Genomic DNA, 26,746 nt, shown 5'->3' with positions numbered 1-26,746 from the left:
AAATTTTAGTCCTCCATTCTTTTTATAGTTTCCTCTATAGAAATACATTCAGCATACCGTTCATGCCACATAAATTCGTTATAATACCGATAGCTTTTTTTGTTATTCATATAATTATTGTTTACCGTCGAATTTGCGAATGCAGGTACAATCAAATTAAAGCCATATTCAAATCCACTTATTACTGTTGCATTGATACATTTATCGGTTTGAAGTCCAACAACAACTATATCTTTTTCATTTTTTTTCATTAAATACTCAACTAAACCAGTATCTTTAAACGCACTATTCACGATTTTAACAAATACTTTTTCATTAGATAGTGGCTTAAATTTTTCAAATATTTCAAAACCATCAGTACCTTTTGTTAAACCGCTCCCAACACCATCATCATGTACAACATAAATGACTTCAACATTGTTTTCTCGTGCTTTTTTAATTAGCAGTTGAATATTGTCAATAAACTCATTACAATTATATAATTCATCGTTAACAAGTGCCTTTTGCGTGTCTACAACCAATAATACCATTCTTCCACTACTCCTTAATAAATTCCAATATTTATCTTTATTTGCATTATACCAAATCGTTAGCACGCCAACTAGTCCTAAGTACATTGTTAGTTCTATTTTTTATAATGAAAACGGGCATATTGTACTTACACAACACGACCATTTTTTCTCTTATATTATCTCGATCAGAAATCTTTCTATTTTGTTACTGCCATATGAACAGTGCATTTGGAACGACCGTGTTAATCGCTGGTAACGGTATGCAGTTCTTTAAAATCCTTCGGCGAGATCCCGTACTCTTTTTTAAACGCGCGGTAAAAACTCGAATAGTCGTGAAATCCGAACAGCAGATACACCTTTGTGACCGGTACATCGCCGAGCAGCGCTTCACGGCACCTTGCCAGCCGCTTTTTGGAAATGTACTGGTGGATCGACATGCCGATTTCATCCTTGAAAACGTGTGCAATGTGATATTTGCTCACAAAAAGTTCCGCCGCCAGCCGTTCGAGCGACAGATTCTCGGACAGGTGCTCATCAATATAGAAACAGAGCTGTTCATACAGCGAGAGCTGTGCTTTCCGGGTGAGCGGGTGATGCTGCTCATACACCGTTCGGTTGATCTGCATCAGCAGGTCGCTGACGTAGAGAAAAATCTGCGTCTCTTTTCCAAAATGATCGGACCGCATTTCTTCGATCAGGCGGATGGTGCGGTACTGGATCGTGTTGAACTCGACGGAATCGAGCGGGAACAGATATTTCTGATTTTCGGCAGCGTATTCCATCAGGTAAACGTAGTCGGCGGAACGGGCGCGGAGCTGCTCTGCAAAAGAGGTGCTGACCCAGAACACAAAGCGGCGGTACGGCACAGACAGGTCGTGCATCACCAGATGATGCGGTACGCCGGGCGGAATCAGAAGAAGATCGCCGGGCGTCGGTGTGTAGAGCACTCCGTCGATTTCCAGTGAGATCGCCCCTTCGAGAAAGAGATAGAACTCATAATGCGTATGCGTATGTTCTTTTACGCCGGGCACATCGTCGGTGCTGTAATAGTATAACTCAAACGTATCCGAAATCATGTACTGCCGGGTGGCAAATTTCGTCTGCAGTTTTTCTTTCATAATAAAAGCATCCTTGCAAAAAAATGATATTTTTGAACCATAACAACAATTCCCAGCATATCACAAAACAGCAAGTTTTACAATGTATTCGGCAATCCGCACAATAGAAAAAAACAACTTGTCCAGTTACGATACAAGGGAATAAAATAAAAACAGAATGCAGAATAAATTTCAGATAAAGATCAAAACGGAGGAACAGCTATCATGAATCAGATTCTCGAACAGCTTGGAACATACGGCATTGTGCCGGTTGTCGTTTTACAGGATGCAGCAAAAGCAGAGCCGCTTGCCGAAGCTCTCTGCAAGGGCGGACTTGCCTGCGCCGAGGTGACCTTCCGCACCGATGCGGCAGAAGAATCCATCCGCATTATGAGTGAAAAATTCCCGGAGATGCTGGTGGGAGCCGGAACTGTGCTCACAACCGAGCAGGCGGACCGCGCCGTAAAAGCCGGAGCAAAATTTATCGTCAGCCCGGGTCTCAACCCGGAGGTAGTAAAATGGTGTCAGGCACACGAAGTACCAGTGATCCCGGGCATCGTGACCCCGACTGAGATGGAGCAGGCGATCGGTCTTGGGCTCACCATGGTGAAATTCTTCCCGGCAGAACCGGCAGGCGGACTGAAATACATCCGTGCCATCGCAGCACCGTACACCATGATGAAATTCATGCCGACCGGCGGCATCAACCCGCAGAATGTAAGAGAATACCTGGCATACGACCGCATCGCAGCATGCGGCGGAAGCTGGATGGTAAAAAATACGATAATTGAAAACAACGAATTCGACCGCATTGAAGAGCTGGTGAAAGAGGCGGTTGAGATCGTAAAGGAAAGCCGGACGTGACGACATCCTTCCCGCAGCCGCTGGGCACCGACCGTTGACCTCGAGCGTGATCCGAGATGGGGAAGAAACGAGGAGTGCTACGGCGAGGACCCTGTGCTGACCGGAAAAATGGCCGGCGCTTACATCGAGGGAATGCAGGGCGACGATCCAAAATATCTGCGCTGTGCATCAACCCTGAAACACTTCTATGGAAACAACACCGAGGTCGGCCGCGGCTGGAAGAACTCTTCGATTGACCCGCGGAATAAATATGAGCTGTATCTCGAGCCGTTCCGCAGATGTATTGAGGAGAGCGGCGCAGAGGGCATCATGACGGCGTACAACAGAATCAACGGCACCGTCGGCGGAATGGTTCGGGAAAACATGGAAATCTCGGAATCCGTCATCATGAAACAGGCGGACCAGAAGATGTATGAAAATAAAAAAAGTTCACGGTGAATCGCCGCAATGGATTGTCCCCGCGGGTCTTTTCGTGGTACAATGAAACATAACCGATAAAAAGAAAAACGAGGGCAGAACATGAACGAATTATATGAAATGATTGAAAAGAAAATCAAAGAATCCGGCTATCCGCGGCCGATTTCGGGAAGCGATGTTTACGATGACATCTGCGACCAGATCGAGGGAAAAGAGAACGGTTCCTATGTGGTATTATCGAAATTTGATGATGATGTGATTTTCGAGTACCACATCACGGTGATGGATGATGAATTCAACCTCGGCGTGCTGACGATGCGCACCCCGGAGGGCGTGTTTGAGGCTGATTTTGACCAGTAAAAGAGAAAAGAAAGAGGTTGTTACTTATGCCGAATGTTGAAAAAATCACAAAACAGACGGAAAATCCGTTCGTAAATCTTTACCTGGTGGAAGGGACAAACAAAGTAAACCATCACTTCCGCTATTACGTGGCTTCCCGCGCAAAATCCATCGAGCAGATGAAGATTAAAACAAGGAAAAATACGCCGGACGGTGTGCTGATGTACAGTCTGTACGGGGAAAAACGCGACAAAATTGTCCTGGTGCGCCAGTACCGCGTTTCCATTGATGACTACATCTACGAATTCCCGGCAGGCCTGGTGGAACCGGGCGAGGAGTTCCATGAGGCTGCCGTGCGCGAGATGCATGAGGAGACCGGTCTTACGTTTCACCCGTTGAAAGTAGATCCCTGCTACGAGAAACCGTTCTTCACCACAATCGGCCTGACCGATGAAGCATGCTCTGCCGTTTACGGCTGGTGCGAGGGCGAGATCAGCCGCAAATACCTCGAAGAGAGCGAAGTGATCGAAGTTGTCCTTGCTGACCGCGAGGAGGCAAAGAGAATCTTAAAGGAAGAAAATGTAGCAATTATGTGTTCTTATCATCTGATGCATTTTATTCATGATGAGGAGCCGTTTGCATTCCTGAAATAAGTGGAGGGGAGCCAGAAAAACACAACCCCTGGAAGTTCTTAGCACGAACTGCCAGGGGTTGTGTTTTTCTGACTCCCATTTACGTTGTGGGGGACGGGATGGTGAGGACTCAGGTGTAGTATTGGGCCTGGGTTTCGTAAAGATTGGCGTAGATGCCGTGGTTTGCGAGGAGGGTGTCGTGGGTTCCGTCTTCGGCGATGCGGCCGTGGTCGAGGACGATGATGCGGTCGCAGAATTTGCAGCTGCTCATGCGGTGGGAGATGTAGACAGCGGTTTTGCCGGCGGTCATCTGGCTGAACTGTTCGTAGATTTCAGCCTCAGCGATCGGGTCGAGGGCTGCGGTCGGCTCGTCGAGGATGACGAACGGGGCATCCTTGTAGAGGGCGCGGGCGATGGCGGTGCGCTGGGCCTCGCCGCCGGAAAGGTCGACACCGGAGCCGTTGTTGTTGTAAAGGCGGGTGCGGACGCCCTGCGGGAGTTGCTGTACACGGTCGGTGAGACCGACTTTTGCAAGAGAGGATTGCAAAGCAGCTTCATCAATCTCGGTTCCGGCGGCGATGTTTTCGTCGAGCGGGAGGGAAAACAGGTGGAAATCCTGGAAAACGACGGAGAATGCCTGCGTGTACTCTTTGTAGCTATATTTGCGGATGTCAATGCCATTCAGGGTGATGTAACCTGAAGTTGGCTCATACAGGCGGCAGAGCAGCTTGATGAGTGTTGTCTTTCCGGCTCCGTTACGGCCAACGAGGGCGGTTTTTCCGCCGACGGCAAAGGACAGTGTCACATGTTCGAGTACCGGAATATTCGTACCGGGATAAGAGAATGAGACATCGTGGAACGCAAATTCGTACTGGCCGTCGTCGCGTTTCTCAATCGGCAGTGTACCGTCGTAGGCCATAGACGGCTGCGCAATGAAATCCTCATAGGTCGAGAGATAGGAATTGATATAGTCGAACTCCGATCCGGTTGCGAGAAATGTCTGAAGATCACTCATGGCGCGTGTCACGGAACCGGCATACAGAAGAACATCCCCAATGGGGAGAACGCCGTACAGAGCCCTGGCGCCGATCACAAGGTACGCAGCGAAATTGGAAAGGAGCGAAAGCAGCGCGTTTTTTCCGTCTGTGATGGCGGAGAAGCGGGCGAAGTCGAGGTACATCGGCAGAAAGTGTTCCATGGCTTTTCCAAACTGTACGTCGAGAAAATGATCGAGATGACCGATGCGGATATCGTCCGCGCGCCGTTCTTCAAGCATCACATTAACGAGATAATTGGCAACCGAGTTGGAATGGTCGTTGCACTGGTTCAGCTCTATCTTTTTCTGCGTACTCCTGCGGTTGATGCGGGAGGAAAGTGCAAGCTGCACACCACAGAGCAGGAGCAGTGCAAGCATCGAAAACGACGAGGTGAAAAAGTTATTCCTGCTGCTGTCGGACAGAAGAAACAGACGGAGCAGGAAAAACAGGGCATAGAGAACCGAGAGCAGGGAAGTGATCAGCGTATGAATGACAATGAGCTGGTCACCCACATTTCCCGATCCCATGGAGGAGACGTTGGTGCGCCGGATGGCATCCATCGTCTCTGTTTTTTCGAATTTCTCAAACTCCAGCTCCAGCGCCTTTGCGGTGATTTTCTGTTCCGTGCGTGCAAGACAGAGCTCCTTCTGGCCGTTGAGATACTGGCGGCAGATTTTTTCAAACAATCCCAGCCCATACTGCGTAAGCAGAAAGACGACAACAGTATACAGACAGGCGCGGTACGACTTTGCAAGCAGTAAATTCAAAATTCGCGCCGAGAAAAACAAGGAGAGATACGGCAGCGTTGCAGCTGCAAAAGCGCTTCCGAGAAGCCAGAACAGCACGCGGTGATTGCCCTGGCTCACCATAGTTAAAAAGCGGCAGATGGCATGAAACCGTTCTTTCATTTTCATCAGATATCTTCCTCCGTTTCCTGATAATACTGGCTCTGCACCTCAAACATATGCGCATACGATCCGCCAAGGGCAATCAGCTCATCGTGGGTTCCGCATTCTTTGATCTTTCCGTTTTCGAGAAACAGGATCGTATCGCAGAAGCGTGTCGATGCAAGACGGTGCGAGATGAAAAGCGCAGTCTTATTTTTCAGCAGTGTGCTGTAGGTTTCGTACATTTTATTTTCCGAGATTGCATCGAGCGCAGCCGTCGGCTCATCGAGCAGGAGCAGATGGCAATTTTTATAGAGTGCCCGCGCCATCATCAGTTTTTGCATTTCACCGCCGGAAAGCGTAATGCCGTCGTCCGCCATATCCTTGCCAAGATAGGTTTCTTCTTTCTGCGGCAGACTTGCAATTTTTTCCCAGAGTCCGGCGCGGATGAGTGCTTCTCGGCAACGGTTACGATCGGTCTCTTCCAGTGGGGAGCAGCTCACATTTTCTGCAATCGAAAACGAGAGTGCAAACGGGTCCTGAAAGACCGCCGCGATTGCTTTGTAATACTGTGCCGGATTCAGACTGCCAAGGGGAATGCCGTTGATGGTGATATTCCCTTCCGTTGGCTGATATAGCCCGCAGATCAGCTTGACAATGGTGGATTTTCCGGCGCCGTTGATGCCGACAAGTGCCGTATGCTCGCCCGCATGGAGTGTAAAACTGACATCATCGAGGATCCTTTTATCGCCGCCCGGATGGGAAAACGAGACGTGGGAAAAGCAGATTTCCAGCGGTTTTTCTTCCGCAAGTTCCGGCCGGAACGGCAGCGTGTGGCCTGCAGGGAACGGGAGATCGAAGAATTCCCGCAGCCAGCGGATCTGCTCGAGACAGAGCACGGATTTGGAGAGCGCGGCGGTGATCTCGTTAAAATATGAAGAAAAACCGGAGACGGCACCGAGCGCAAGCACAAAGCCGGATACGGTCATCGTGCCGTGGGATAGACGGTAAATCAGAAAGCCATAGCAGATTCCGTCGCGCAGAAGCTGTAGTGTAAGTGTCAGCAGATCATTTGCAAAGTAGGCGCTGCGGATGCGGAACAGAATTTTCTGATACCGCTTGTTGAGCTGGCGATAAACACCATCGAGCCATCCGTTCAGCTGATACAGACGGATATCCTTTCCGGCGGATGTGTTGTACGACTGTTTCTGGAAATAGCGCTGCGATACTTCAATTTCAGACAGATCGTCTCTGCGGCGGACTTCGTAAGAAGCCGCGCGGCGGTAGCTGAGAAACTGCAGAACCGAGAGCACAAGCAGCAGAAGAATGATAGCCGGATGGACGGTTCCGATCAGTCCTGCGTAGAGAATCAGCCCAAGAAACGAAGAATAAATTGTGACATCGTATCGGAACATGCCTTCCACGCCGACCCAGTTGCTGCAGGTGGCTCCGACGGCTTTTTCGGCGAGCTGCAGCGTTTTTGGTTCTGTCAGAACCGCATAATCTATCTGCATGAAATGACAGAGAAGGCGGCGCGTAAAAAAGCCGGTCCGGAATTCGGTATACTGCCAGGCGTTCCGCGATTGCAGAAAGGTGTGGCTGACAAAAACAACGGCATAGCAAAGAAAGAGAACGAGCGTTCCAAGTGCAAATCCGGAAAAGCCGCTGCTCTGTTCCAGAAACAGGAGAATCCCGGCAGGAAGCAGAATCCCGAAAAAGCCGGTGAGCACCTGTGAGACGATTTCGAGTGCCTGAAAGAGAAACGGCTTTTTGCTGTAATGCCACAGCTCCCGATGAATATAAATGTAGTTAGACCATAATGAATACATAAAGACCTCCTCTGTCACATGTCTTTCGTGAACTGTAGTTATCCTACCATATTCATGCAAAACACGGGGGAAAAGTACGTAAATGGAACAAAAAAGAACGCGAACAGCAAAAAAAGTGTTCACGTTCTGCAAAATTTTTCTGTAGAATCATCGGACAAAATCAAAAAATTCTGGAAAGAGCTTTTTACAGCGGCAGCATAATCTCCGTCACGAAAACGCCGGGCTCGTTCTGCCGGTTGATATATCCTTCGTACTTTTCCACAACAAGATTGATCCGTTTCAGCCCATGCCCGTGATTTCCGCGCTTCGTGGTGATATACTCGCTGTCCAGCTTCCGCACAGTATCCTTTGTTGCATTCGTAACGGAAATATACAGCTGGTTTTTCAGCACACCAATATAAAGCCGGATATAGGGATCCGCAAGGCCCTCGCATGCTTCCACCGCATTGTCAATCAGATTTCCGATCAGCGCGCAGAGATCAATATCACTCACCGTAAGATTGGCCGGGCAGGCTGCCTTGTAATCCACGCGGATGCCGTTCTTTTCGGCGAGTGAAATTTTGGAATTTAAAATCGCATCGAGATTCACATTCCCCGAGTCGCAGAGCTGGTTGACCTGATCGAGATCATTTTCGAGCAGCCCGAGATATTCCTGCAGCTTATCATACTGTCCCATCTCAACATATGCCTTCATTGACTGCAGATGATTGTGGTAATCATGGCGCCAGCCGCGCATTGTCAGATAGATATTCTGCACTTCCTCGACCTGGCGGGCGAGAAGCTGGTTCTGGTATTCGATATTTTTGCGTTCCAGATAATGGGATAAAAATGGAATGTGCGCCATGAAACATCACCTCGGTTCGTTCGGAATTGGAAATTAAAAAATGCAAAACCTTTAAAACGCATTCGGCCGGTAAAACTGCAGGAACGCATGGTTGAGTGATGCATAGCATCCGCGGCTGACCGGAATTTTTGTTCCGTCCGACAAGAGACATTCCGTCCGCGTGATCCGCTCCACATGAGCGAGATTCACAAGATAACTCCGGTGTGCGGCCGCAAAACATTCCCCCGTCTCACCAGAAGCCTGCCATGCGGCAGAAAGTTCTTCGCGGAACTCCGACAGATTTTTCTTAAAAGTTTCCATTCCGGCGGCTGTATGCAGCGTCAGATAATGATTATCGGATTCCACAAAAAGCAGGTCGGAGAGAAACAGCTTCTGCGTCTCCCCGCCAAGTGAAAGCAGCAGATGCGGCTTTTCCTGTCCGCGCATCGCCTGCAGCTCCTCGAGCAGCGGAAACAGTGTATCCTCTGTCACCGGCTTTAAGAGATACCGGAACGCCTGCACCTCATATCCTTCGAAAACATATTCTTTATGATTCGTCAGAAAGAGAATCGGCACCTCACTGTCCGTTTCACGGATTTTCCGCGCCAGCGCCATGCCGTCCATTCCGCCGAGATCAATATCGAGAAAGATGAGATCAAACGGATACGAGCCGGGATACTGGAACAGAAAAGCGGCGGAGTCTGAAAAGGCTTCCACGGTCAGAGGAAGCCTTTTTCGCTCCGCAAAGGTGCGGAGCAGCAGTTCCATCCGGGAACGCTGCGCCGGTTCATCTTCGCAGTAAGCAATTCTCATGTTATTCACCCAAACATTTTTTGAAGAAGTTATCGTAAACGGTAATCATTTCCTCGGTCCAGAATGCGGCACCGCCGTGGTCTGCGCCGCGAAGAAGATACAGCTGTACATCTTTTCCGGCATCCTTTAATGCGTGGTAGAGATCGACACTCTGCTGGCAGAACACCATCGTGTCCTTGGTGCCGTGTGCGATCAGCATCGGCGGGAAATCCTCGTTCACGTATGTTTTGGAGCAGGCTGCCTTAGCCTCCTCAAGATGCTCGGTAATGTCATAGCCCATCAGCATGCCCTCCGGGCTGTCTGGTTTCTGATGGTTCAGCGTTATCGGATAGCCGTACGGCAGTGTCACATCAACAGCTCCGTACAGATCGATAATACCGCATACCTCGCAGCTTTCCTCATTGATCGGCTCGTCAAGTTTTCCGCTCTTTGCGGTCATGCCGGCAACGGAAGAAACCTGTCCGCCGGAAGAATCTCCCATCAGGAACATCTGCGATGGATTCAGCTTGTATTCCTCCGCATGCGCACGCAGAAAACGTACCGCATTTTTTGCGTCGATGATCTGCGCTGGGAAATGTGCGATTCCGCTGTGACGGTATTCGACGATTGCAACAACGTAGCCGCGCTGCGCCAGACGGGCGATCATGCCGACCTTCTGGTAGACATACTGTTTCATCCAGGCGGATCCCTGAATAAATGTGATGCACGGCCAAGTGCGCTCCGGGTGCGCCATCTGGAATGGTGTGAAAATTTCCAGATGAAGATTGTGCGCCTCGTCGTAGACAACTTCATGCGCATAGCGGATCTCAATTTCCTCTCCGGTCACCGGAATTTCCACGGCGCCGTCTACCGCGTCTGTGTAGTCCGGCATTGTCTCATACGTGTAGTTTGATGGTTCAATGATCATGTGTAAAAACCTCCTTTTTCAAAAACCCATTTTTCGGTCCGAAACAGCAATCCACAGGATTTACGATTTCTTCGACTCCTCATATGATTTTAACTCGGAAAGCGCCTCACCTGCAAGTGGATACAGTGCAATAATGTTGAAAATTGTCATCAGCCCGATGCCGACATCACCAAGATCCCACACAAAAGTGTATGCGGCAATACCGCCGATAAACAGCATTACAAGTGCAAGAACCTTGTAAGCGGTCTGGAAACACCACTTGTCACCGAACAGGTAGGCAACGTTGCTTCTGGCATAGAACAAAATGCCGAGGAACGTGGAAAAGCTGAACAAAAACAGCGTAAGTGCAATGAAAATCACACCGAATTTTCCCAGATGATACTGCATGGCGGTCTGCAAGAGATCCATGCCGGAAAGGCCATTAATCAGATCCTTTGGTGCAAGCAGCATAATCATTGCGGTGCAGCTGCAGATGACGATTGTGTCAACAAAAACGCCGAGCGCCTGTACAAGGCCTGCTTTGGCCGGGCGGTCACATTCTGCGGCGGCAGCGGCGCATGGAGCGGAGCCGGAACCGGCTTCATTCGAAAACAGACCACGCTTTACACCGTTCATCAGAACAGCACCAAAACCGCCGGCTGCCATCTGACGAAGTCCGAAGGCTTCCTCAAAAATGCGTGCAAACACAGAAGGAATCTGACGGAGGTTGACTGCGATGATAAACAGTGTGATAAAGAAATAGCAGACTGCCATGACAGGAACTATAAAATCCAGCACCTTTACGGTTGCATTTTTCCGCAGTACGATGATTGCAGAAAGAATCACCAGCATGATACTGGTGTAAAGCGGCGGAATGGAAAATGCATTTTTAAAAGAAGAAGCCACGGAGTTGCTGATTACCTGACTGATACCGCACCAGCAGATCAGACCGGCAATGGCAAACAGAACAGCCGGCAGAACGTATCGTTTTTTCTTCTTGAGGTGGTCTTCAACCAGATCGTGAATGTAGTAGGCAGGACCGCCGCGGTAGCCGCCGTACAGAGGATCTTCTTCTTTGTGAAGCTGTGCGAGCGTAGCTTCGATAAACGCGGTAGACGAGCCGATGATAGCCGTCACCCACATCCAGAACACAGCACCTGCGCCTCCGGCGGAGACTGCAGCGACAACGCCGACCAGATTTCCCATACCGACACGCGTTGCGGTGGAAACGATCAGTGTCTGAAAAGAAGAAAGGCTGCTTTTTTCATTTTTCTTTTCCGACAGGGCACGGATCATGTCCGGGAACAGACGGATAGGAAGAAAACGTGTCCGGATCGTAAAATAGATGCCGGTTGGGATCAGCAGAAGAATCAAAAGGGAGATTCCGAGACTGCCGCCGCCCGGGAGCGGAATCGTAAAAAGATCGCCCCAGAGAAAGTTGTAGACTGTGGTGATGAGATTGACAATCATGTTTTCAAAAACCCTCATTTCAAAATATTTGCGGCACTGTGAAACGTCAAAGCATAAAAGCACCGTTACCTGCTATTATATCGGTTTCTGTTTGGAATGTAAAGAAGGGAAGAGAAAAGATAAGAGGCAAATATCAGCTTTTTCCGAAACCAGAAAAAGTTGATATCTGCCTCTTAAAAATTTTTCAGTCGTATCAAAAGATCAGCCTGCGAGATGCAGCATCTCGATCAGGAACAGCCAGCTCAGGCCATAGAATGTAACGACAGCGACAAGGTCGTTGACCGTCGTGATGAGCGGACCGGAAGCAACCGCCGGATCGATGTGGATCTTTTTGAAGAACAGCGGAATGCAGGTGCCGACGGCACTGGAAATCAGCATTGCCAGCAGCAGTGCGATGCCGATGCAGGCGGAAACGGAAAATGCGAACATCATGGTCTTTCCCTTGAATAAGAAGATGAAAAGTCCGATGACAGCAAAGGACAGAACACCAAGCAGAAGACCATTGCAGAAACCGATGCGCATTTCCTTGAAAACAAGCTGTAATTTCTGTTTTCCGGTCAGGGACTCATCCATCAGGACACGGATGGTAACAGCCAGGGACTGGGTACCAACGTTTCCGGCCATGTCAAGGATCAGGGACTGGAAGGTCATGATGATCGGAAGGGTTGTGACAACCTGTTCGAAAATACCGACTACAGAAGAAACCAGCATGCCAAGACCGAGCAGGATGATCAGCCATGGAAGACGTTTTTTCATACTGTCTTTTAACGGCTCTTTTAAATCCTCCTCTGCGGTCAGACCTGCGAACATCGCGTAGTCCTCACCCATCTCATCATCAACCAGGTCGATGATGTTTGATGATGTGATGACACCGAGCAGGCGGTTGTCATTGTCGAGGACCGGAATAGAATCCTCGGAATAATCCTTCAGTTCTTCGATACACTCGTTGATCGGCTCCTCTGCATATACGTACGGGTAAGAAGTTACGGTCAGATCCTCGAGCGTCTCGTCGCGTCTTGCGATGATCAGGTTTTTCAGATCGATCGCTCCGTAAAATTTCTGCTGCGCATTGACAACAAAGATGGTAGAGATGTTGTCGTTCTTTGCGGCCTGATCGATCAGGCTGCTCATCGCCTGTTTGACATTCAGATCCTCGCGGATGATGATGCAGTTTGTCGTCATGCGGCTACCGATTTCATCTTCATCGAAGGAGGCGATCATCTCAATATCGTGGCGTACTTCCGGATCGAGCAGTTCGATCAGAAGTTTTTTCTTTGCTTTGTCGAGTTTCTGCAGAACCTCGGCCAGTGCATCGGTCTCCATTTTGGAGAGGATGGAAGCGGCTTTTTTGACATCCATCTCTTCGAGGTACTCGGCTACGTTGTCGGATTCAGCATACTCAAAAATATCGGACAGCATGTCCGTGTCCAGAATGCGGTACAGTTTGCATCGCTCCGGAACCGTTAAAAGCGGCAGAACATCTGCCAGGTCATTTTCGTGGTAATCTTCCAGGCGGCTGCCCATGACAGCCGGAGAAGAGTTACTGCGGATTGTATCCAGGATCTCCTGGGTATAATCCTGTACTCGTTTTTCCATTTTTTCGTTATCCTCCATTCTTTTTTTTGACAGCAGAAAAAAACATGCGTGCTGTCGGTGCGAAAAAGCATGTTGGAACCCTCACAGGGCAGTAAAAGCACACGAAAAAAGAACCAGAGAATTACGTTTCAAAACTGGTTTGGATCATGTGTCTTACTTCGGGTTTTCATAGGATAAGAAGGGAAAATATTTAAGATTAAAGCAGGACAGAAGGATGGCCGTCATCCTGCATATTTTCCGGTTCCCGTCCTATGCTGGTACTTCGCCCATGAGAATCACAACTATCCATTCTGTTCACCTGCCTTTTTTTAGAAATTTTTTGATCAAACAGCCGTTTTTGCCGGTCTGTTTCGCTTGAAATACGGGATTCAAAAATCATCCCTCAAGTATTCTAACTGCTTTCCAGAAAAAAATCAATTCCTATTTTGGTAAAATTTTCGCAACATTCTTATCTCGTTTCTGTTTCTCCTCGTAAAGCATTGCATCCGCATGCGCGAGCATCTCCGGAAGTGTGGAATCCATGTCTTTCGGAAGCAGATAAAAGCCGGTGGAAACGGTAATATTATATGCTTTTTCGTTCGTTCTATTAAAAATGTCGAATGCGGAGTGCAGCGTCCGGTACAGATCCCTGGACATTGTTTCGTCGGAACACGGAACAAGATATGCGAATTCATCGCCGCCGATGCGTCCGCAGACACCGCGTTTGCCGATGGAATCCTGCAGAAACTGTCCGACAAGGCGGATGGAGAAGTCCCTTTCTTCATGCCCGTATCGGTCGTTGATGATCTTTAAATTATTGAGATCCGCATAGACGGCAAGCAGGATGTGCTAAGAAAATAATTGCAATTGTCTAAAAAATGTTTGAGCTCTGAATTCACAGACAAAACTTTATAGAAACTTAAGGTTTTCCTTTGCGGACCTAAAGATTCCTTTGGTACAGTAAGGATGAAAACAAAAGACATCTGGCAACTTGAGGGAATTTGCGGTACAATCATCTTTGAATCATGTGGGAGGTCCGGCGCGGAAAAAAAGTGCCGGAAAAGAAAAAATGAAAGGTGGAGAAAGAAGAAATGTACAACATTTTAGTATGTGATGATGATAGAGAGATTGTAGACGCCATTGAGATTTATCTGACCCAGGAGGGCTATCATGTGCTGAAAGCATATGACGGCATGCAGGCCATCCAGATGCTCGAGAGGGAGGAGATTCAGCTGCTGATTATCGACGTCATGATGCCGAAACTGGACGGCATCCGTGCGACGCTGAAAATCAGGGAAAAGAGCAGTATTCCGATCATTATTCTGTCCGCAAAATCAGAGGATGTGGACAAAATTCTGGGACTGAACATCGGCGCGGATGATTACGTGACGAAGCCGTTTAACCCGCTCGAGCTGGTGGCGAGGGTGAAATCTCAGCTGCGGCGCTACACGAAACTTGGAAATCTTCCGGCGGACGACGGAGAAAATGTGTATCAGGTCGGCGGGCTTCTCGTCAATGACGATTTAAAAGAAGTCAGCGTCGAGGGTGAACCAGTCAAACTGACCCCGATCGAATATAACATTCTCCTGCTGCTGGTAAAAAATCCAGGCAAGGTATTTTCGATTGAACAGATCTACGAGAGCATCTGGAACGAGGAGGCGATCGGTGCGGACAACACCGTTGCGGTCCACATTCGTCACATCCGTGAGAAAATCGAAATCAACCCGAAGGAGCCGCGCTATCTGAAAGTTGTATGGGGAATTGGGTATAAGATTGAGAAACAATAATAAGGAGTGAATAATTGTGAAAGAACGAAAACTCTACAGCCTGACGGGGAAGCTGATCGTTTTTCTTCTGCTGATCGTTTTTGCCGCCAGTGCGCTGTTCGGGGGCATTCAGACACTGATGCTTTCCAGCGTCGGCCTGACGCCGAATGCGGCAGCAAAAAAGTATGCGTTTGAAGAAACCACCGCATGCGGCACACTGGTGCAGCGGCAGCTTCATAACGTCATGAGCTACTATAATGATATGAGTAAATTCGGCACAAACGGTCGATACGACGGAACAAAAGAGATTGATTACCGTGCCTTTGCAACCGATGGAGAGGGAAGCGGCGGGATAAGTACAACGTACACCATTGACCAGCTTGTCAAGATGTACGATGACGGCAGCAGCGCAGACCTCAATGAGGTGGCAGCGTATACTGCGGACAATTATGCGACGAACGATGCCGGAATTGACAAAGAAGCCTATCTTGCATACGAAGATGGAACTGACGTGAGCCAGGAAACAGAAGAGACGGATGTAGCCGCACTCACCGAAGAAGTGAGCGCGGCAGATGCAGAGACGTTTGACAGCTTTTCCCCGGACGGCGAGGTCTACTTTCCTTCCGATAATGCAGTGAAAAGCCTGAAAGAGAAAAAAATTGATCCTGCTGATGTTTCCTCCCAGTTTTTGTATCTATACGATCAGGGAATGAGCCTGGAAACGCAGAAAACGAAAGCGGGAACGTACCTCTATGAGTACGCGGCGGCAAATCTGAAAAAGGTATCCATCCGCGATCTGTATATGACACTTTCCGGGGTCACGGAAGAAGTTGCTGCTTTTAAAAACCAGGAGAGCGGCATCAGCGTCGATGCGGACGATGCCAATCTCTGGTACTGTCTGGAGGATAAAGAAGGAAATATCTATACGAATGTGGATTCCTGGAAAAATGGTTACACAACAGCCATTGCGCAGAAATCGCCCTATCCGTTCGCCTTTGCTGTTGACCGGACCGGCGGTGCCGACAAAGTCCGTTCTTATGCAACAAGAAAAAACAGCCCGGCCGTGGAAGCAGCGAGAAGCTATCTACTGAACAATCAGATTGCAGATAATTATCAGAAGATCTTTGTTGCACTGGATCCGGATCTGGCAGCAAGCGACTATTTCTCCCAGTACAGTGAGATCTACAGCCAGTGGCTTCCGAAAATGCAGCTCCTTCTTCTGATGATTGCAGTTGGCGGAATCGGAACGCTGGTCTGCCTGGTCCTGTTCACACTGCAGGCAGGAAGAAATGGAAAAAACAAAGAAATCCGCCTTTACTTTTTCGATCAGTGGTACACGGAAATCGCAGCTGCAGCCGCCATCCTGATTGTGATGGGAGCAGTTGGAATCGTTGCTGTCTGCATCGAACTTTCCTACGGCGGCGTTCATTATATCCAGAATTTTGACGGAAACTACATCTACAGCGGATCCTATGGAAATGAAGCAGATACATGGCGAAGCCTGGTGGCCGCATCGGGCATCCTCGCCGGATTTCTGATCACACTGATTCCGTACTGCTCACTGGTGCGCCGGATCAAAGCACGCAACGTCTGGAAACAGTCGTTTTTGTACTGCGTCGGCCACCGGATCGTGTCTGCCGGAAGAACCTTCTATGAAGGCAGACAGGAGTCGGAGCGAACGATCCTTATGTTCTGCGTTTTCTGCGGCGTGCAGATCATTCTCTGCTGCGGCTTCGGAATGTTCGGCGTATTCCTTACCCTGGTGATGGATGCCGCAGTGCTGCTTCTTCTGCTGCGCGAGGCATCCGGAAGAAAACAGATTGAACATGGCTTAAAAGAGATTGCTGCGGGCGATCTGGATTACAAGATTGACCTGACGGAGCTGCAGGGGGAAGACAACCTTCAGCTTGCCGGAATTGTCAATTCGCTCGGAGAGGGAATGAAAGAGGCAGTGCAGGAGCAGATGAAGAGCGAGCGCTTAAAAGCGGATCTGATCACCAACGTATCCCACGATATCAAGACACCGCTTACTTCTATTATTAATTATGTCGATCTGCTGAAACGGGAAAATATTGAAAACGAGAAAGCGAAAGATTATATCCGCGTACTCGACGAAAAATCACAGCGCCTGAAACAGCTGACGGAGGACCTTGTCGAGGCATCGAAGATCAGCTCCGGAAATATTAAACTGGAATTCATGAACCTGAACCTGAATGAACTGGTACAGCAGGTGAACGGAGAATTTGCGGAGCGGTTCGAAGGCCGCAATCTCGACCTGATCTGTATTTTCCAGCCGGAACCGCTTCTGATCCGTGCGGACAGCCGCCGCATCTGGCGCGTGCTTGAGAACCTGTACGTAAATGTCTGCAAATATGCCATGCCGGGAACACGGGTTTATGTGGATGCCATCAAAAAAGACGGAAAGATTCAGCTCTCGATCAAGAACATTTCCGAGAACCCGCTGAACTTCCAGGCAGATGAACTGACGGAGCGTTTTATCCGCGGCGATGTCAGCCGGAGCACCGAGGGCAGCGGCCTGGGTCTTTCAATCGCAAAGAACCTAACGGTATTGCAGCATGGAAGCTTCAACATTTATCTGGACGGCGACCTGTTCAAGGTTACGATTACGTTTGATGAAGCTGTAAAGGAGAAAAAACCGATGCCTCCGATGATCGTACCGGAAGCGGTACAGGAGGAAGCACAGCAGGATGCCTGAGAAGTGTTGAAAAATAAAAGAGAATAGAAAACGACAACTCCCCGCCGGGAAACACGCAGCAGATGCGGTTCCCGGCGGGGAGTTGTTTATGAAATGCAGTTTATTTATTCGTTTGTTTCGTCTGTTTCTGTCTGTTCAGCCGGGCTTGCAGATTCCTCTTCCGAAGCAGTTTCTGCAGCATCGGTAGTTTCAGCCGGAGCAGCGTCATCGGAACGTTCAGTCAGCGGGCTTGGTCTGTCCATTGCTTCGAGTGCCCGTAAGGATTCTTCTTCCGGTGTCAGAACCTCGTTTTCTTCCTCAGGCATATAGAATGGGAAGATTTTGTTTACGAAGAACCAGGAGCATCCAAGCGCTACCGTGGAAAAGCCCAGAAGGAACATCAGAAGAATCAGATAGCTGACAATCTTTGTCGTGGAGAATACATAGATCAGCAGCGGACAGAGATTGACGAGCAGGATCATGATGGTCCACGGCAGGTGGCGGATTGCCATCAGGATGGAGTTCTTGATCGTGTTTTTTACAGTATTGTCAAAGCGGCTCAGTACCGGAAATACATAGGAAAGTACCATGGCCTCGAAAAAGATCAGTACCAGGAAAACAAAACGCAGGTAGGTGATGGTACCCGGCATTCTCATGACCAGCAGAAGATCAAGAATCAGAACAATCAGAACCGCCAGCAGGATGAGCCAGATGGCAGTTGCCTGCTTGAAGTTTTCGCGGAAGGATTTCCAGTAGGTACGGAAGATATACGTCTCCTCATTTTTGATCATCTTCAGCGTGACGTAGTACATTGCTGTGAAATTGGCGCCGATTGTCACAATCGGGATACACATAATAAGGAAAATAATGTTCAGCATCATCAGGTCGAAGACACGGCCCATAATCTGCGAGAACTTACTGTCCAGGCTGAAAAAACTCATAATTTGTTCCTCTTTTCTGTTGAATTAAGTGTGCCGCCGATTAACGTTCCGGCTGGCAGACATCATAGAAAAGTATAGCGAATTTTTCAGAAAAATGCAATGAAGAGAATATAAACTTTTCGTTTCGTCATTTTGTATAAGAGTGAACATTTTGTTTGTGCAAAGTGGACAGAAGAGAACGGTTCGAGAAAATCCGAAAGCAGAATTGCCAATCTGCCGGAGGAAAGTTTGTGTAATTGTGGCATGGTCGAATGCGGGTAGAAAAGGTATACTAATCCCATAAGCAAGAGAGATGCAAATGCAAAACTCATAATAAAACGCATGATGTTCATTTAGGGAGGATTCAAAAATGGCAAGTTTATCTTTACAGCACATTACAAAAAGATATCCGAACGGTTTTGAAGCAGTAAAAGACTTCAACCTGGAAATCGCTGACAAAGAGTTTATCATCTTCGTAGGACCATCTGGATGTGGTAAATCTACAACACTTCGTATGATCGCAGGTCTTGAGGAGATCTCCGATGGTACTCTGAAAATTGACGATAAAGTAGTAAACGATGTAGAGCCGAAAGACCGTGATATCGCAATGGTATTCCAGAACTACGCTCTGTATCCACACATGACCGTATATGATAACATGGCATTCGGTCTGAAACTGAGAAAAGTTCCGAAAGATCAGATCGACAAACAGGTTAAAGAAGCAGCTAAAATCCTTGACCTGGAGAAACTGCTTGACCGTAAACCGAAAGCTCTTTCCGGTGGTCAGAGACAGCGTGTTGCTATGGGACGTGCAATCGTACGTGATCCTAAAGTATTCCTTATGGACGAGCCTCTGTCAAACCTGGATGCAAAACTTCGTGTACAGATGCGTACCGAGATTTCCAAACTGCATGAGAGACTGGGCGCTACCATCATCTACGTAACACATGACCAGACCGAGGCTATGACACTTGGTACCAGAATCGTTGTTATGAAAGACGGAGTTGTTCAGCAGGTAGATACCCCGCAGAACCTGTACAACGCACCGGGCAACCTGTTCGTTGCAGGATTCATCGGATCTCCGCAGATGAACTTCCTGGATGCAAAAGTAAAAGTTAACGGAAACGACGTTACTCTTACTGTTGGTAAATACAACATGAAACTGCCGGCTTCCAAAGCAAAAGCTGTTATCGACGGCGGATATGACGGAAAGACCGTTGTTATGGGTATCCGTCCTGAGAACGTACATGATTCTCAGATGTTCATCGAAACTTCCAAAGACAGCGTAGTTGAGTGCAAGATCAACGTATACGAGCTGTTAGGTGCAGAAGTTTACCTGTACTTCGATTGCGAAGGCTTCCCAATGACAGCCCGCGTAGATCCTCGTACAACTGCAAGAAGCGGTGATACCGTTAAATTTGCTCTGGATATGGAGAAAGTTCATCTGTTCGACAAAGAGACAGAGATCACCATTACCAACTAATCCATATGAACATCAGCGCGTATGCGCAAACATAGAGAAAAGGATCGGCATCCGTTCGGATACCGGTCCTTTTTGCATATGCACCGCCCTCCTTTTGCGAAGCAAAAAATAGTTGCCAATGAGAAAAAAATAAGCTATAGTTATAGATAAGACGCACCCTGGAGTAAAATACGCCAGGAGAAAGGAAGTGGCAGATTTGGTATCAAGTCAGGTATTACAGAAAACCCTTGATGAATTAAGAAATATTACAAGAATTGATTTATGTGTGACGAATACGGATGGTGTTCTGCTGGTGACCACATTCCCGGAAACCGCGATTGATGCAGAAAGCATCCGTTCTTTTGTATTATCCGCTGCGGACAGCCAGATTGTACAGGAATATCATTATTTTAAAGTATATGACAACCAGAATGTGGAGTATATTCTGATTTCTAAAGGAAGTAGCGACGATGCATATATGATCGGAAAGGTTGCCGTATGTGAGATTCAGAATCTTATCATTGCATACAAAGAGCGTCTGGACAAAAACAACTTTATCCAGAACCTTCTTCTCGACAATCTTCTTCTGGTGGATGTCTACAACCGCGCGAAAAAGCTTCGCATCGACACAGATGTGCGCCGCGTTGTTTACATGGTAGAGACGAAGCTGGAAAAAGACATCAGCGCACAGGAGACAGTAAAGAGCCTCTTTGCTTCAAGACCGAGAGATTTCATCACCGCGGTCGATGAGAAGAGCATTATTATTGTAAAAGAACTGAAAGACACCGACACCTTCGAGGATATGAACCAGACCGCAAGAATGTTGGTGGATATGCTGAATGCGGAGGCCATGTCCCAGGTGCGCGTTTCCTACGGAAATCCGGTCAACGAGATCAAGAGTGTATCGCGTTCTTACAAAGAGGCGAAGATGGCACTCGAAGTAGGAAAAATTTTCTACGCAGACAAAAACGTGGTACCATACAACAACCTCGGCATCGGCCGTCTGATCTATCAGCTCCCGATTCCGCTGTGCGAAATGTTTATGACCGAAGTCTTCGGCGAAAATCTGCCGGATACGTTCGATGAGGAAACACTGACCACAATCAATAAATTTTTTGAAAATAACCTGAATGTGTCCGAGACATCCCGTCAGCTCTATGTACACAGAAATACTCTGGTGTACCGTCTGGAGAAGCTCGAGAAGAGCACAGGACTCGACATTCGTAAATTTGACGATGCGCTGACCTTTAAAATTGCCATGATGGTCGTAAGCTACATGACGTATATGAACAACAGCGAAAATCTGTAAAACCGTTCAGAGCCGTACAGGATTGCGGGAGTGCAAAGCACGGAGCAATCCGGGTATCGAAGGGGTCAAAAGACTTTTTGACCCTAACATTTTATCAACAACAAGAGGAGAGGAACGACATGATTGAATTACTGAACACAGGTGCATACCTTGTCAACGGAATCGACATCATCCCGGATACAGAAGAAGGCCGCGCGGAACTCAAAGCGCGTACCGGCGCTGTGCCGTGTCCGGCGGATGCTGCAAAAGAAACCATTGCCTATGGAATCTTAAAAGACCACAATGTTTCCGGCAACATGGAAAATCTGCAGATCAAATTTGACAAACTTACATCGCATGACATTACTTTTGTTGGAATCATTCAGACCGCGCGCGCGTCAGGACTGGAAAAATTCCCGGTACCGTACGTGCTGACCAACTGCCACAACTCCCTTTGCGCAGTCGGCGGAACCATCAACGAAGATGACCACATGTTTGGTCTTACCTGTGCGAAAAAGTACGGCGGCGTCTATGTACCGCCTCATCAGGCAGTAATTCATCAGTTTGCCCGCGAGATGCTTGCCGGCGGCGGAAAAATGATCCTCGGATCCGACTCCCACACCCGTTACGGTGCACTCGGAACCATGGCCATGGGCGAGGGCGGACCGGAACTGGTAAAACAGCTTCTCTCCAAAACATATGATATCGCTATGCCGGGAGTGATCGCAATTTACATGACAGGCGCACCGCAGCCGGGCGTAGGACCGCAGGATATTGCACTTGCCATCATCGGTGCAGTCTTTGCAAATGGTTACGTAAAGAACAAAGTTATGGAGTTCGTAGGACCTGGCGTATCTTCCTTAAGCGCAGATTACCGGATCGGTGTGGACGTTATGACAACCGAGACAACGTGTCTGTCCTCCATCTGGAGAACCGATGAGAAGATCAGCGAGTTCTATCAGATCCACGGCAGAAGCGCAGATTACAAAGAGCTGAATCCTGGCGCGGTTGCTTACTATGACGGCGTTGTAAAAGTAGAACTCGACAAGATCAAACCGATGATCGCGATGCCGTTCCATCCGAGCAATGTTTATACCATTGAAGAGCTGAAAGCAAACCTCGATGACATCCTGAACGATGTAGAGAAGAAAGCAGCCATCAGCCTCGACGGAAAAGTTCCGTTCACTCTGAAAAATAAAGTACACGACGGAAAACTCCTGGTAGACCAGGGAATCATCGCAGGATGCGCCGGCGGCGGATTTGAGAACATCTGCGACGCAGCCGATATCCTGAAAGGCCACAGCATTGGCGACGATGCGTTCACCTTAAGTGTTTACCCGGCAAGTACCCCGATCTATATGGAGCTGGCAAGAAACGGAAAACTGGCAGATCTTTTGGAAACCGGTGCGATCGTAAAAACCGCATTCTGCGGACCGTGCTTCGGCGCAGGCGATACTCCGGCAAACAATGCGTTCTCAATCCGTCACTCCACCAGAAACTTCCCGAACCGCGAGGGATCCAAGATCCAGAACGGCCAGATTTCTTCCGTTGCCCTGATGGATGCACGTTCCATTGCAGCAACCGCAGCAAACAAGGGATTCCTGACCGCAGCAGACGAGTTCACCGGAACATACACGAAACCGGCATACCATTTCGACAAGAAGATTTACGAGAACCGTGTCTTCGACAGCAAGGGTGTGGCAGATCTGTCTGTAGAAATCCAGTTCGGACCGAACATCAAAGACTGGCCGGCTATGCCGCAGCTTGCCGAGAACCTGATTCTGAAGGTTGTTTCCGAGATCCACGATCCGGTTACGACAACCGACGAGCTGATTCCATCCGGCGAGACTTCTTCCTTCCGTTCCAACCCGCTCGGACTGGCAGAGTTCACCCTGTCAAGAAAAGATCCGGCTTACGTGGGACGTGCAAAAGAAGTACAGGTCGCAGAGAAAGCCATCCAGGAAGGAAACTGCCCGGCAGAGGCACTTCCGGAACTGAAACCGGTCTTTGCAGCCATCCATACCCAGTACCCGGATATCGACAAGACAAACGTCGGTGTCGGATCCACCATCTTCGCTGTAAAACCGGGCGACGGCTCTGCGCGTGAGCAGGCAGCTTCCTGCCAGAAGGTATTAGGCGGCTGGGCAAACATCGCCAACGAGTATGCAACGAAGCGCTACCGCTCCAACCTGATCAACTGGGGCATGCTTCCATTCCTGATCCCGGAGGGAGATCTGCCATTTACAAACGGAGATTACATCTTTGTACCGGAGATCCGCAAGGCAGTGGAAGAGAAAGCCGATGTGATCAAAGCGTACGTTGTAAAAGACGGAGCACTTGTTCCGTTCGAGATGACGTTAGGCGCGCTGACCGATGATGAGAGAGAAATCATCCGCAAGGGATGCCTGATCAACTATTATAGAGGATAAGTATTTGAGAAAGAGCTGTGTGGCAGGAGAAAAGTCTGTTTCATAGCTCTTTTTCTGCGCACTTATTTGAAATAAAATATCAGAAAACAATATAAAATTCAGAAAATAAACACAATAATTAAGAAAAGGAAAAGTGATATAAAAAAACAGTAAAAATATTTTAAAAATGTGTTGACAAATGCTGGCGGATCTGTTATATTAAAATCACAAAGAAACAAGAAAACAAAAACCTAACCAAGAGGTACAAAGAGAAAGACTTGGGACCCCCTTTTCAAGAGAACAAACCATTTTCATAGAAAGAGACGAGAAATCTTCTATAGAAGAATGGAAAAAAAGGGAAAAGGAAGATGTTCTTAAGATGAGAGACTTCCGAAAGGAAAGAAAACCTGAGATAAAGATCCATACAAAAGAAGTTCGAAAGAAAACCTTTTGATAAACATGAGATCAGAGCAGATCTTAGGAAATCCTAAGGAAAAGATTTTCGGAGTGGAAATCTTAACCACAAAGGAAAAGCCTCTGAAAAAGAACATCTTCCCGAAAAAAAGAAAATCTACAACAGGGAAATGGAAGAGAAACGATCTTTGAAATATCAAACGAAAGCGAAAACAAAGATCACAGATCGGTAAAGAAAGAAAACCAGTGAAAATCCTTGAAAGTAGAGAAAAAACTGAATATGGAAAATAAAGAAAAAGCGGTCGCTGTATCAGAAAAAATGATTGGTATGGCGATCGCTTTCTGTGTTGTGTAATTCGTCCGCCGGGCATGTTTTTCTTGACAGATGCGGCGGAAATGGTGCATACTTCTTAAAGCATAACAGCGGAGAAATCCGTGTATCGAAAATAAGAAGTCAGAACAGGAGAAGAAAGTGGCTGGATTTTGCAGAGAAGATATTTTAATGGAAGATAACGATATTCTTGTTGTTCACAAGCACGCGGGTATGGCAGTGCAGAATGCGCGGATGGGACAGATGGATCTGGAGCATGCGCTGCTGAATTATTTGGCGAAGCAGACAAGGGCGGAAACACCGGGTCAGGCGCGGACTCAGATTCCATATCTGGCGGTCGTTCACCGGCTCGATCAGCCGGTTGAGGGCGTGCTGGTGTTTGCGAAAAACAAAGACGCCGCAGGAAAACTGGGACGGCAGGTGAAGGACGGGACGATGAAGAAAGAGTATCTCGCCGTCTGTGAGGGAAAAATCGAAAAACAGGGCGTGCAGAAGTTTGAGGATTTCCTTGTAAAAGACGGACGGAGCAACACATCCCGCGTCGTACAGCCAGGCACCGCCGGAGCGAAAAAAGCGGTGCTGGAATATGAAGTGATAAGGACACAGGAGAACCGAACCCTGGTGCAGATCCACCTCGGAACGGGCCGCCACCACCAGATCCGCGTCCAGTTTTCCCATGCGGGATATCCGCTGGCGGGGGATGCAAAATATGGGGCGAAAGAGAAAGGATCTCTGGCGCTGTGCGCGCATCATCTCGAGCTGAAGCATCCGCGGACAGGCAAACGGCTTTCGTTTACCGTAAAACCAGAAGGTGAAATCTTCCACAGCTTTGTGTAACTATTCAGAGCTATGTGAAATTGCAAAAAAAGTTCAGAAAATTATAAGAAAACAGGACTGGACTATTTTTACGGTTTGTGTATAATAGAGAAAGGTTATGTAACAAAACTGTAAAAAGTAATGGAAAATGATTCATCAGGCAAAGCAGAAAGGGAGAATTATGAAACGCAGAATGATTGCAGTACTGCTTTCCGGAATCCTGCTGTGCTCGGCAGCTGGATGCGGAAAAGAAGCAGTGACAGACAAGAGCACCGCAGCATCGTCGTCTCAGGAAGTGACAGAAACTCCGGCGGCAGAAGAAAGCCCGGAGGCCTCATCGTCCAGCGCAGATTCTACAGCAGAGTCAGCCAGTGCATCCACATCTTCTGAAAGCTCTGGAGATGAAGGAAAAGAAGCAGACAAAAAACGAATAGAAATCACCGTTCCGCACAAAGACGGCATGGAAGCATTGTACGACACCGTGGATGGACTTACCGTTGAAAAAGGCTCTTACATCGCCGTGGTTGCAAAAGACTTAAGTGCCGGTTTTTGGAAAGCCGTAAAAGCCGGTGCGCAGCAGGCACTTGACGATCTGAACGCCTCGCTTGGCTACACCGGAAACGACAAAGTTTATATGACATTTGAAGGCCCGGAAAATGAAAGTGACACCAACTCTCAGATCAATATCATCGACTCTGTCATTTCGGAAAATCCGGACGCGCTGATCCTTGGCATCATTGACCAGCAGTCGGGACAGGCACAGATGGAAGAGGCTTCCGACAGCCAGATTCCAGTCGTCATCGCGGATTCCGGTATCGAGAGTGATCTGATCACCTCGACATGTGCGACTGATCACGCAGCGGCAGCAAAGCTTGCGGCAGATCATCTCTGCGAGGCCATCGGCAACAGCGGAGAGGTTGCGATTGTTGCACATCAGTACAACACCGAGAGCAGCGTAGAGCGCGTGGAAGCATTTAAAAAAGAGATCGAAGAAAAATATACCGATGTGAAAGTGGTTCAGGTGAATTACGGAGATGGAGAAGAATCCATCGCGGACATGCTGAAAAATACACTTGAAACCTACCCGGCTCTGAAGGGCATCTTCTGTACGAACGAAGACATGGCAGACCAGACGCTGGATGCGCTGGCAGATATGGAAAATACTGAGCAGATTCAGATTGTCGGTTTTGATTCCGGTGAAAAACAGCAGAAAGCGATCCAGGAGGGACGCGAGTACGGTACCGTAACGCAGAATCCGTACGGTCTTGGCTATGCGGCAATCGTGGCGGCCGTCCGCGCGATTCAGGGACTTCCGGTAGATCAGAAGATCGATACGGGATATCAGTGGCTCGACAAAGACACGATCGATCTGGAGACAAATCAGAAGTATCTTTATAACTGAAAATCAGGATAAAAAATGAACCCGGCAGACAAGGGAATGTTCCTTTGCCTGCCGGGTTTTCTG

Annotated in this window: 21 protein-coding genes and 1 pseudogene; 11 read left to right on the top strand and 11 right to left on the bottom strand. The window is 48.3% G+C overall.

Going from position 1 to position 26,746, the window contains the following annotated elements; all coding sequences use genetic code 11:
- Positions 1-5 precede the first annotated feature (5 nt).
- Together DWZ44_RS10650 and DWZ44_RS10645 are read right to left on the bottom strand one after the other, a co-directional pair.
- Positions 6-530 (bottom strand): cysteine hydrolase family protein, encoded by a 525-nt coding sequence (locus DWZ44_RS10650; RefSeq protein WP_117467743.1) that lies wholly within the window; start codon positions 528-530, stop codon positions 6-8.
- 224 nt (positions 531-754) lie between these two features.
- A complete protein-coding gene (locus tag DWZ44_RS10645) occupies positions 755-1,630 on the bottom strand; it encodes an AraC family transcriptional regulator (RefSeq protein WP_117802480.1) in 876 nt (291 codons plus the stop codon).
- A gap of 204 nt (positions 1,631-1,834) precedes the next feature.
- Here DWZ44_RS10645 and DWZ44_RS10640 point away from each other — a divergent pair, with 204 nt between their 5' ends.
- The 4 genes and pseudogenes from DWZ44_RS10640 to DWZ44_RS10625 all read left to right on the top strand — a co-directional run bounded on the left by DWZ44_RS10640 (position 1,835) and on the right by DWZ44_RS10625 (position 3,882).
- The gene (locus DWZ44_RS10640; protein WP_117804832.1) at positions 1,835-2,473 is read left to right on the top strand and encodes a bifunctional 4-hydroxy-2-oxoglutarate aldolase/2-dehydro-3-deoxy-phosphogluconate aldolase; all 639 of its coding nucleotides are present in this window, start codon (positions 1,835-1,837) and stop codon (positions 2,471-2,473) included.
- A 30-nt stretch (positions 2,474-2,503) separates the two neighbouring features.
- A pseudogene (locus DWZ44_RS10635) lies at positions 2,504-2,911 on the top strand (glycoside hydrolase family 3 N-terminal domain-containing protein); the annotation flags it as partial.
- An 81-nt stretch (positions 2,912-2,992) separates the two neighbouring features.
- The gene (locus tag DWZ44_RS10630; RefSeq protein WP_022461406.1) at positions 2,993-3,250 is read left to right on the top strand and encodes a hypothetical protein; all 258 of its coding nucleotides are present in this window, start codon (positions 2,993-2,995) and stop codon (positions 3,248-3,250) included.
- A gap of 26 nt (positions 3,251-3,276) precedes the next feature.
- Positions 3,277-3,882 (top strand): NUDIX hydrolase, encoded by a 606-nt coding sequence (locus DWZ44_RS10625; protein WP_055219153.1) that lies wholly within the window; start codon positions 3,277-3,279, stop codon positions 3,880-3,882.
- A 109-nt stretch (positions 3,883-3,991) separates the two neighbouring features.
- On the opposite strand, the gene DWZ44_RS10620 is transcribed toward DWZ44_RS10625, so the two are convergent.
- The 8 genes from DWZ44_RS10620 to DWZ44_RS10585 all read right to left on the bottom strand — a co-directional run bounded on the left by DWZ44_RS10620 (position 3,992) and on the right by DWZ44_RS10585 (position 14,024).
- Positions 3,992-5,812: an ABC transporter ATP-binding protein gene (locus tag DWZ44_RS10620; RefSeq protein WP_117804831.1), complete on the bottom strand. Its 1,821-nt coding sequence runs from the start codon at positions 5,810-5,812 to the stop codon at positions 3,992-3,994.
- The gene (locus DWZ44_RS10615) at positions 5,812-7,614 is read right to left on the bottom strand and encodes an ABC transporter ATP-binding protein (protein WP_055219157.1); all 1,803 of its coding nucleotides are present in this window, start codon (positions 7,612-7,614) and stop codon (positions 5,812-5,814) included. Before DWZ44_RS10615 ends, DWZ44_RS10620 begins: the two co-directional genes overlap by 1 nt.
- A gap of 184 nt (positions 7,615-7,798) precedes the next feature.
- A complete protein-coding gene (locus DWZ44_RS10610) occupies positions 7,799-8,458 on the bottom strand; it encodes a sensor histidine kinase (protein WP_055219159.1) in 660 nt (219 codons plus the stop codon).
- Between the two features lie 51 nt (positions 8,459-8,509).
- Positions 8,510-9,250 (bottom strand): LytR/AlgR family response regulator transcription factor, encoded by a 741-nt coding sequence (locus DWZ44_RS10605; RefSeq protein ID WP_055219161.1) that lies wholly within the window; start codon positions 9,248-9,250, stop codon positions 8,510-8,512.
- A 1-nt stretch (position 9,251) separates the two neighbouring features.
- Entirely contained in the window at positions 9,252-10,157 is a 906-nt protein-coding gene (locus tag DWZ44_RS10600) for an alpha/beta hydrolase (protein ID WP_055219163.1), read from the bottom strand.
- Positions 10,158-10,217: 60 nt separating this feature from the next.
- Positions 10,218-11,606, bottom strand: a complete 1,389-nt coding sequence (locus DWZ44_RS10595; RefSeq protein WP_055219316.1) for an alanine/glycine:cation symporter family protein — start codon at positions 11,604-11,606, stop codon at positions 10,218-10,220.
- A gap of 201 nt (positions 11,607-11,807) precedes the next feature.
- Entirely contained in the window at positions 11,808-13,202 is a 1,395-nt protein-coding gene (mgtE, locus tag DWZ44_RS10590; protein WP_022461398.1) for a magnesium transporter, read from the bottom strand.
- Positions 13,203-13,622: 420 nt separating this feature from the next.
- Positions 13,623-14,024, bottom strand: coding sequence for a GGDEF domain-containing protein (locus DWZ44_RS10585; protein WP_179973075.1), 402 nt, complete (start codon positions 14,022-14,024; stop codon positions 13,623-13,625).
- 248 nt (positions 14,025-14,272) lie between these two features.
- Here DWZ44_RS10585 and DWZ44_RS10580 point away from each other — a divergent pair, with 248 nt between their 5' ends.
- Positions 14,273-14,968 carry a response regulator transcription factor gene (locus DWZ44_RS10580; RefSeq protein ID WP_022461396.1) on the top strand — a complete coding sequence of 232 codons (696 nt, stop codon included), beginning with the start codon at positions 14,273-14,275 and terminating at the stop codon, positions 14,966-14,968.
- A 16-nt stretch (positions 14,969-14,984) separates the two neighbouring features.
- Positions 14,985-17,663 (top strand): sensor histidine kinase, encoded by a 2,679-nt coding sequence (locus tag DWZ44_RS10575; protein ID WP_117804830.1) that lies wholly within the window; start codon positions 14,985-14,987, stop codon positions 17,661-17,663.
- 104 nt (positions 17,664-17,767) lie between these two features.
- Here the strand turns inward: DWZ44_RS10575 and DWZ44_RS10570 are convergent, their stop codons facing one another.
- Positions 17,768-18,583: a YesL family protein gene (locus DWZ44_RS10570; RefSeq protein ID WP_070100805.1), complete on the bottom strand. Its 816-nt coding sequence runs from the start codon at positions 18,581-18,583 to the stop codon at positions 17,768-17,770.
- A 349-nt stretch (positions 18,584-18,932) separates the two neighbouring features.
- On the opposite strand from DWZ44_RS10570, the gene DWZ44_RS10565 reads away from it, so the two are divergent.
- The 5 genes from DWZ44_RS10565 to DWZ44_RS10545 all read left to right on the top strand — a co-directional run bounded on the left by DWZ44_RS10565 (position 18,933) and on the right by DWZ44_RS10545 (position 26,683).
- Complete coding sequence (locus DWZ44_RS10565; protein ID WP_055219170.1) at positions 18,933-20,045, top strand: ABC transporter ATP-binding protein; 1,113 nt, start codon at positions 18,933-18,935, stop codon at positions 20,043-20,045.
- A gap of 196 nt (positions 20,046-20,241) precedes the next feature.
- Entirely contained in the window at positions 20,242-21,333 is a 1,092-nt protein-coding gene (locus DWZ44_RS10560) for a PucR family transcriptional regulator (protein ID WP_117762063.1), read from the top strand.
- Positions 21,334-21,452: 119 nt separating this feature from the next.
- Complete coding sequence (locus DWZ44_RS10555; RefSeq protein ID WP_199608692.1) at positions 21,453-23,741, top strand: hydratase; 2,289 nt, start codon at positions 21,453-21,455, stop codon at positions 23,739-23,741.
- 895 nt (positions 23,742-24,636) lie between these two features.
- Positions 24,637-25,302, top strand: coding sequence for an RluA family pseudouridine synthase (locus tag DWZ44_RS10550; protein ID WP_117802482.1), 666 nt, complete (start codon positions 24,637-24,639; stop codon positions 25,300-25,302).
- Between the two features lie 160 nt (positions 25,303-25,462).
- Positions 25,463-26,683 carry an ABC transporter substrate-binding protein gene (locus tag DWZ44_RS10545; protein ID WP_158565876.1) on the top strand — a complete coding sequence of 407 codons (1,221 nt, stop codon included), beginning with the start codon at positions 25,463-25,465 and terminating at the stop codon, positions 26,681-26,683.
- Positions 26,684-26,746: the final 63 nt, after the last annotated feature.

The organism is Blautia sp. AF32-4BH, assembly GCF_003460565.1.
In the GTDB taxonomy this organism is placed as follows: Bacteria; Bacillota; Clostridia; order Lachnospirales; family Lachnospiraceae; genus Fusicatenibacter; species Fusicatenibacter saccharivorans.
This window is presented reverse-complemented; position numbering and strand designations above follow the sequence as displayed.

Coding starts and splice junctions, on each gene's coding strand:
- DWZ44_RS10620 (WP_117804831.1), bottom strand. CDS start 5,812: ATGAAAATGAAAGAACGGTTTCATGCCATCTGCCGCTTTTTAACTATG.
- DWZ44_RS10595 (WP_055219316.1), bottom strand. CDS start 11,606: ATGATTGTCAATCTCATCACCACAGTCTACAACTTTCTCTGGGGCGAT.
- DWZ44_RS10625 (WP_055219153.1), top strand. CDS start 3,277: ATGCCGAATGTTGAAAAAATCACAAAACAGACGGAAAATCCGTTCGTA.
- DWZ44_RS10555 (WP_199608692.1), top strand. CDS start 21,453: ATGATTGAATTACTGAACACAGGTGCATACCTTGTCAACGGAATCGAC.
- DWZ44_RS10565 (WP_055219170.1), top strand. CDS start 18,933: ATGGCAAGTTTATCTTTACAGCACATTACAAAAAGATATCCGAACGGT.
- DWZ44_RS10615 (WP_055219157.1), bottom strand. CDS start 7,614: ATGTATTCATTATGGTCTAACTACATTTATATTCATCGGGAGCTGTGG.
- DWZ44_RS10580 (WP_022461396.1), top strand. CDS start 14,273: ATGTACAACATTTTAGTATGTGATGATGATAGAGAGATTGTAGACGCC.
- DWZ44_RS10545 (WP_158565876.1), top strand. CDS start 25,463: ATGAAACGCAGAATGATTGCAGTACTGCTTTCCGGAATCCTGCTGTGC.
- DWZ44_RS10550 (WP_117802482.1), top strand. CDS start 24,637: ATGGAAGATAACGATATTCTTGTTGTTCACAAGCACGCGGGTATGGCA.
- DWZ44_RS10650 (WP_117467743.1), bottom strand. CDS start 530: ATGGTATTATTGGTTGTAGACACGCAAAAGGCACTTGTTAACGATGAA.
- DWZ44_RS10645 (WP_117802480.1), bottom strand. CDS start 1,630: ATGAAAGAAAAACTGCAGACGAAATTTGCCACCCGGCAGTACATGATT.
- DWZ44_RS10640 (WP_117804832.1), top strand. CDS start 1,835: ATGAATCAGATTCTCGAACAGCTTGGAACATACGGCATTGTGCCGGTT.
- DWZ44_RS10570 (WP_070100805.1), bottom strand. CDS start 18,583: ATGAGTTTTTTCAGCCTGGACAGTAAGTTCTCGCAGATTATGGGCCGT.
- mgtE (WP_022461398.1), bottom strand. CDS start 13,202: ATGGAAAAACGAGTACAGGATTATACCCAGGAGATCCTGGATACAATC.
- DWZ44_RS10605 (WP_055219161.1), bottom strand. CDS start 9,250: ATGAGAATTGCTTACTGCGAAGATGAACCGGCGCAGCGTTCCCGGATG.
- DWZ44_RS10630 (WP_022461406.1), top strand. CDS start 2,993: ATGAACGAATTATATGAAATGATTGAAAAGAAAATCAAAGAATCCGGC.
- DWZ44_RS10610 (WP_055219159.1), bottom strand. CDS start 8,458: ATGGCGCACATTCCATTTTTATCCCATTATCTGGAACGCAAAAATATC.
- DWZ44_RS10600 (WP_055219163.1), bottom strand. CDS start 10,157: ATGATCATTGAACCATCAAACTACACGTATGAGACAATGCCGGACTAC.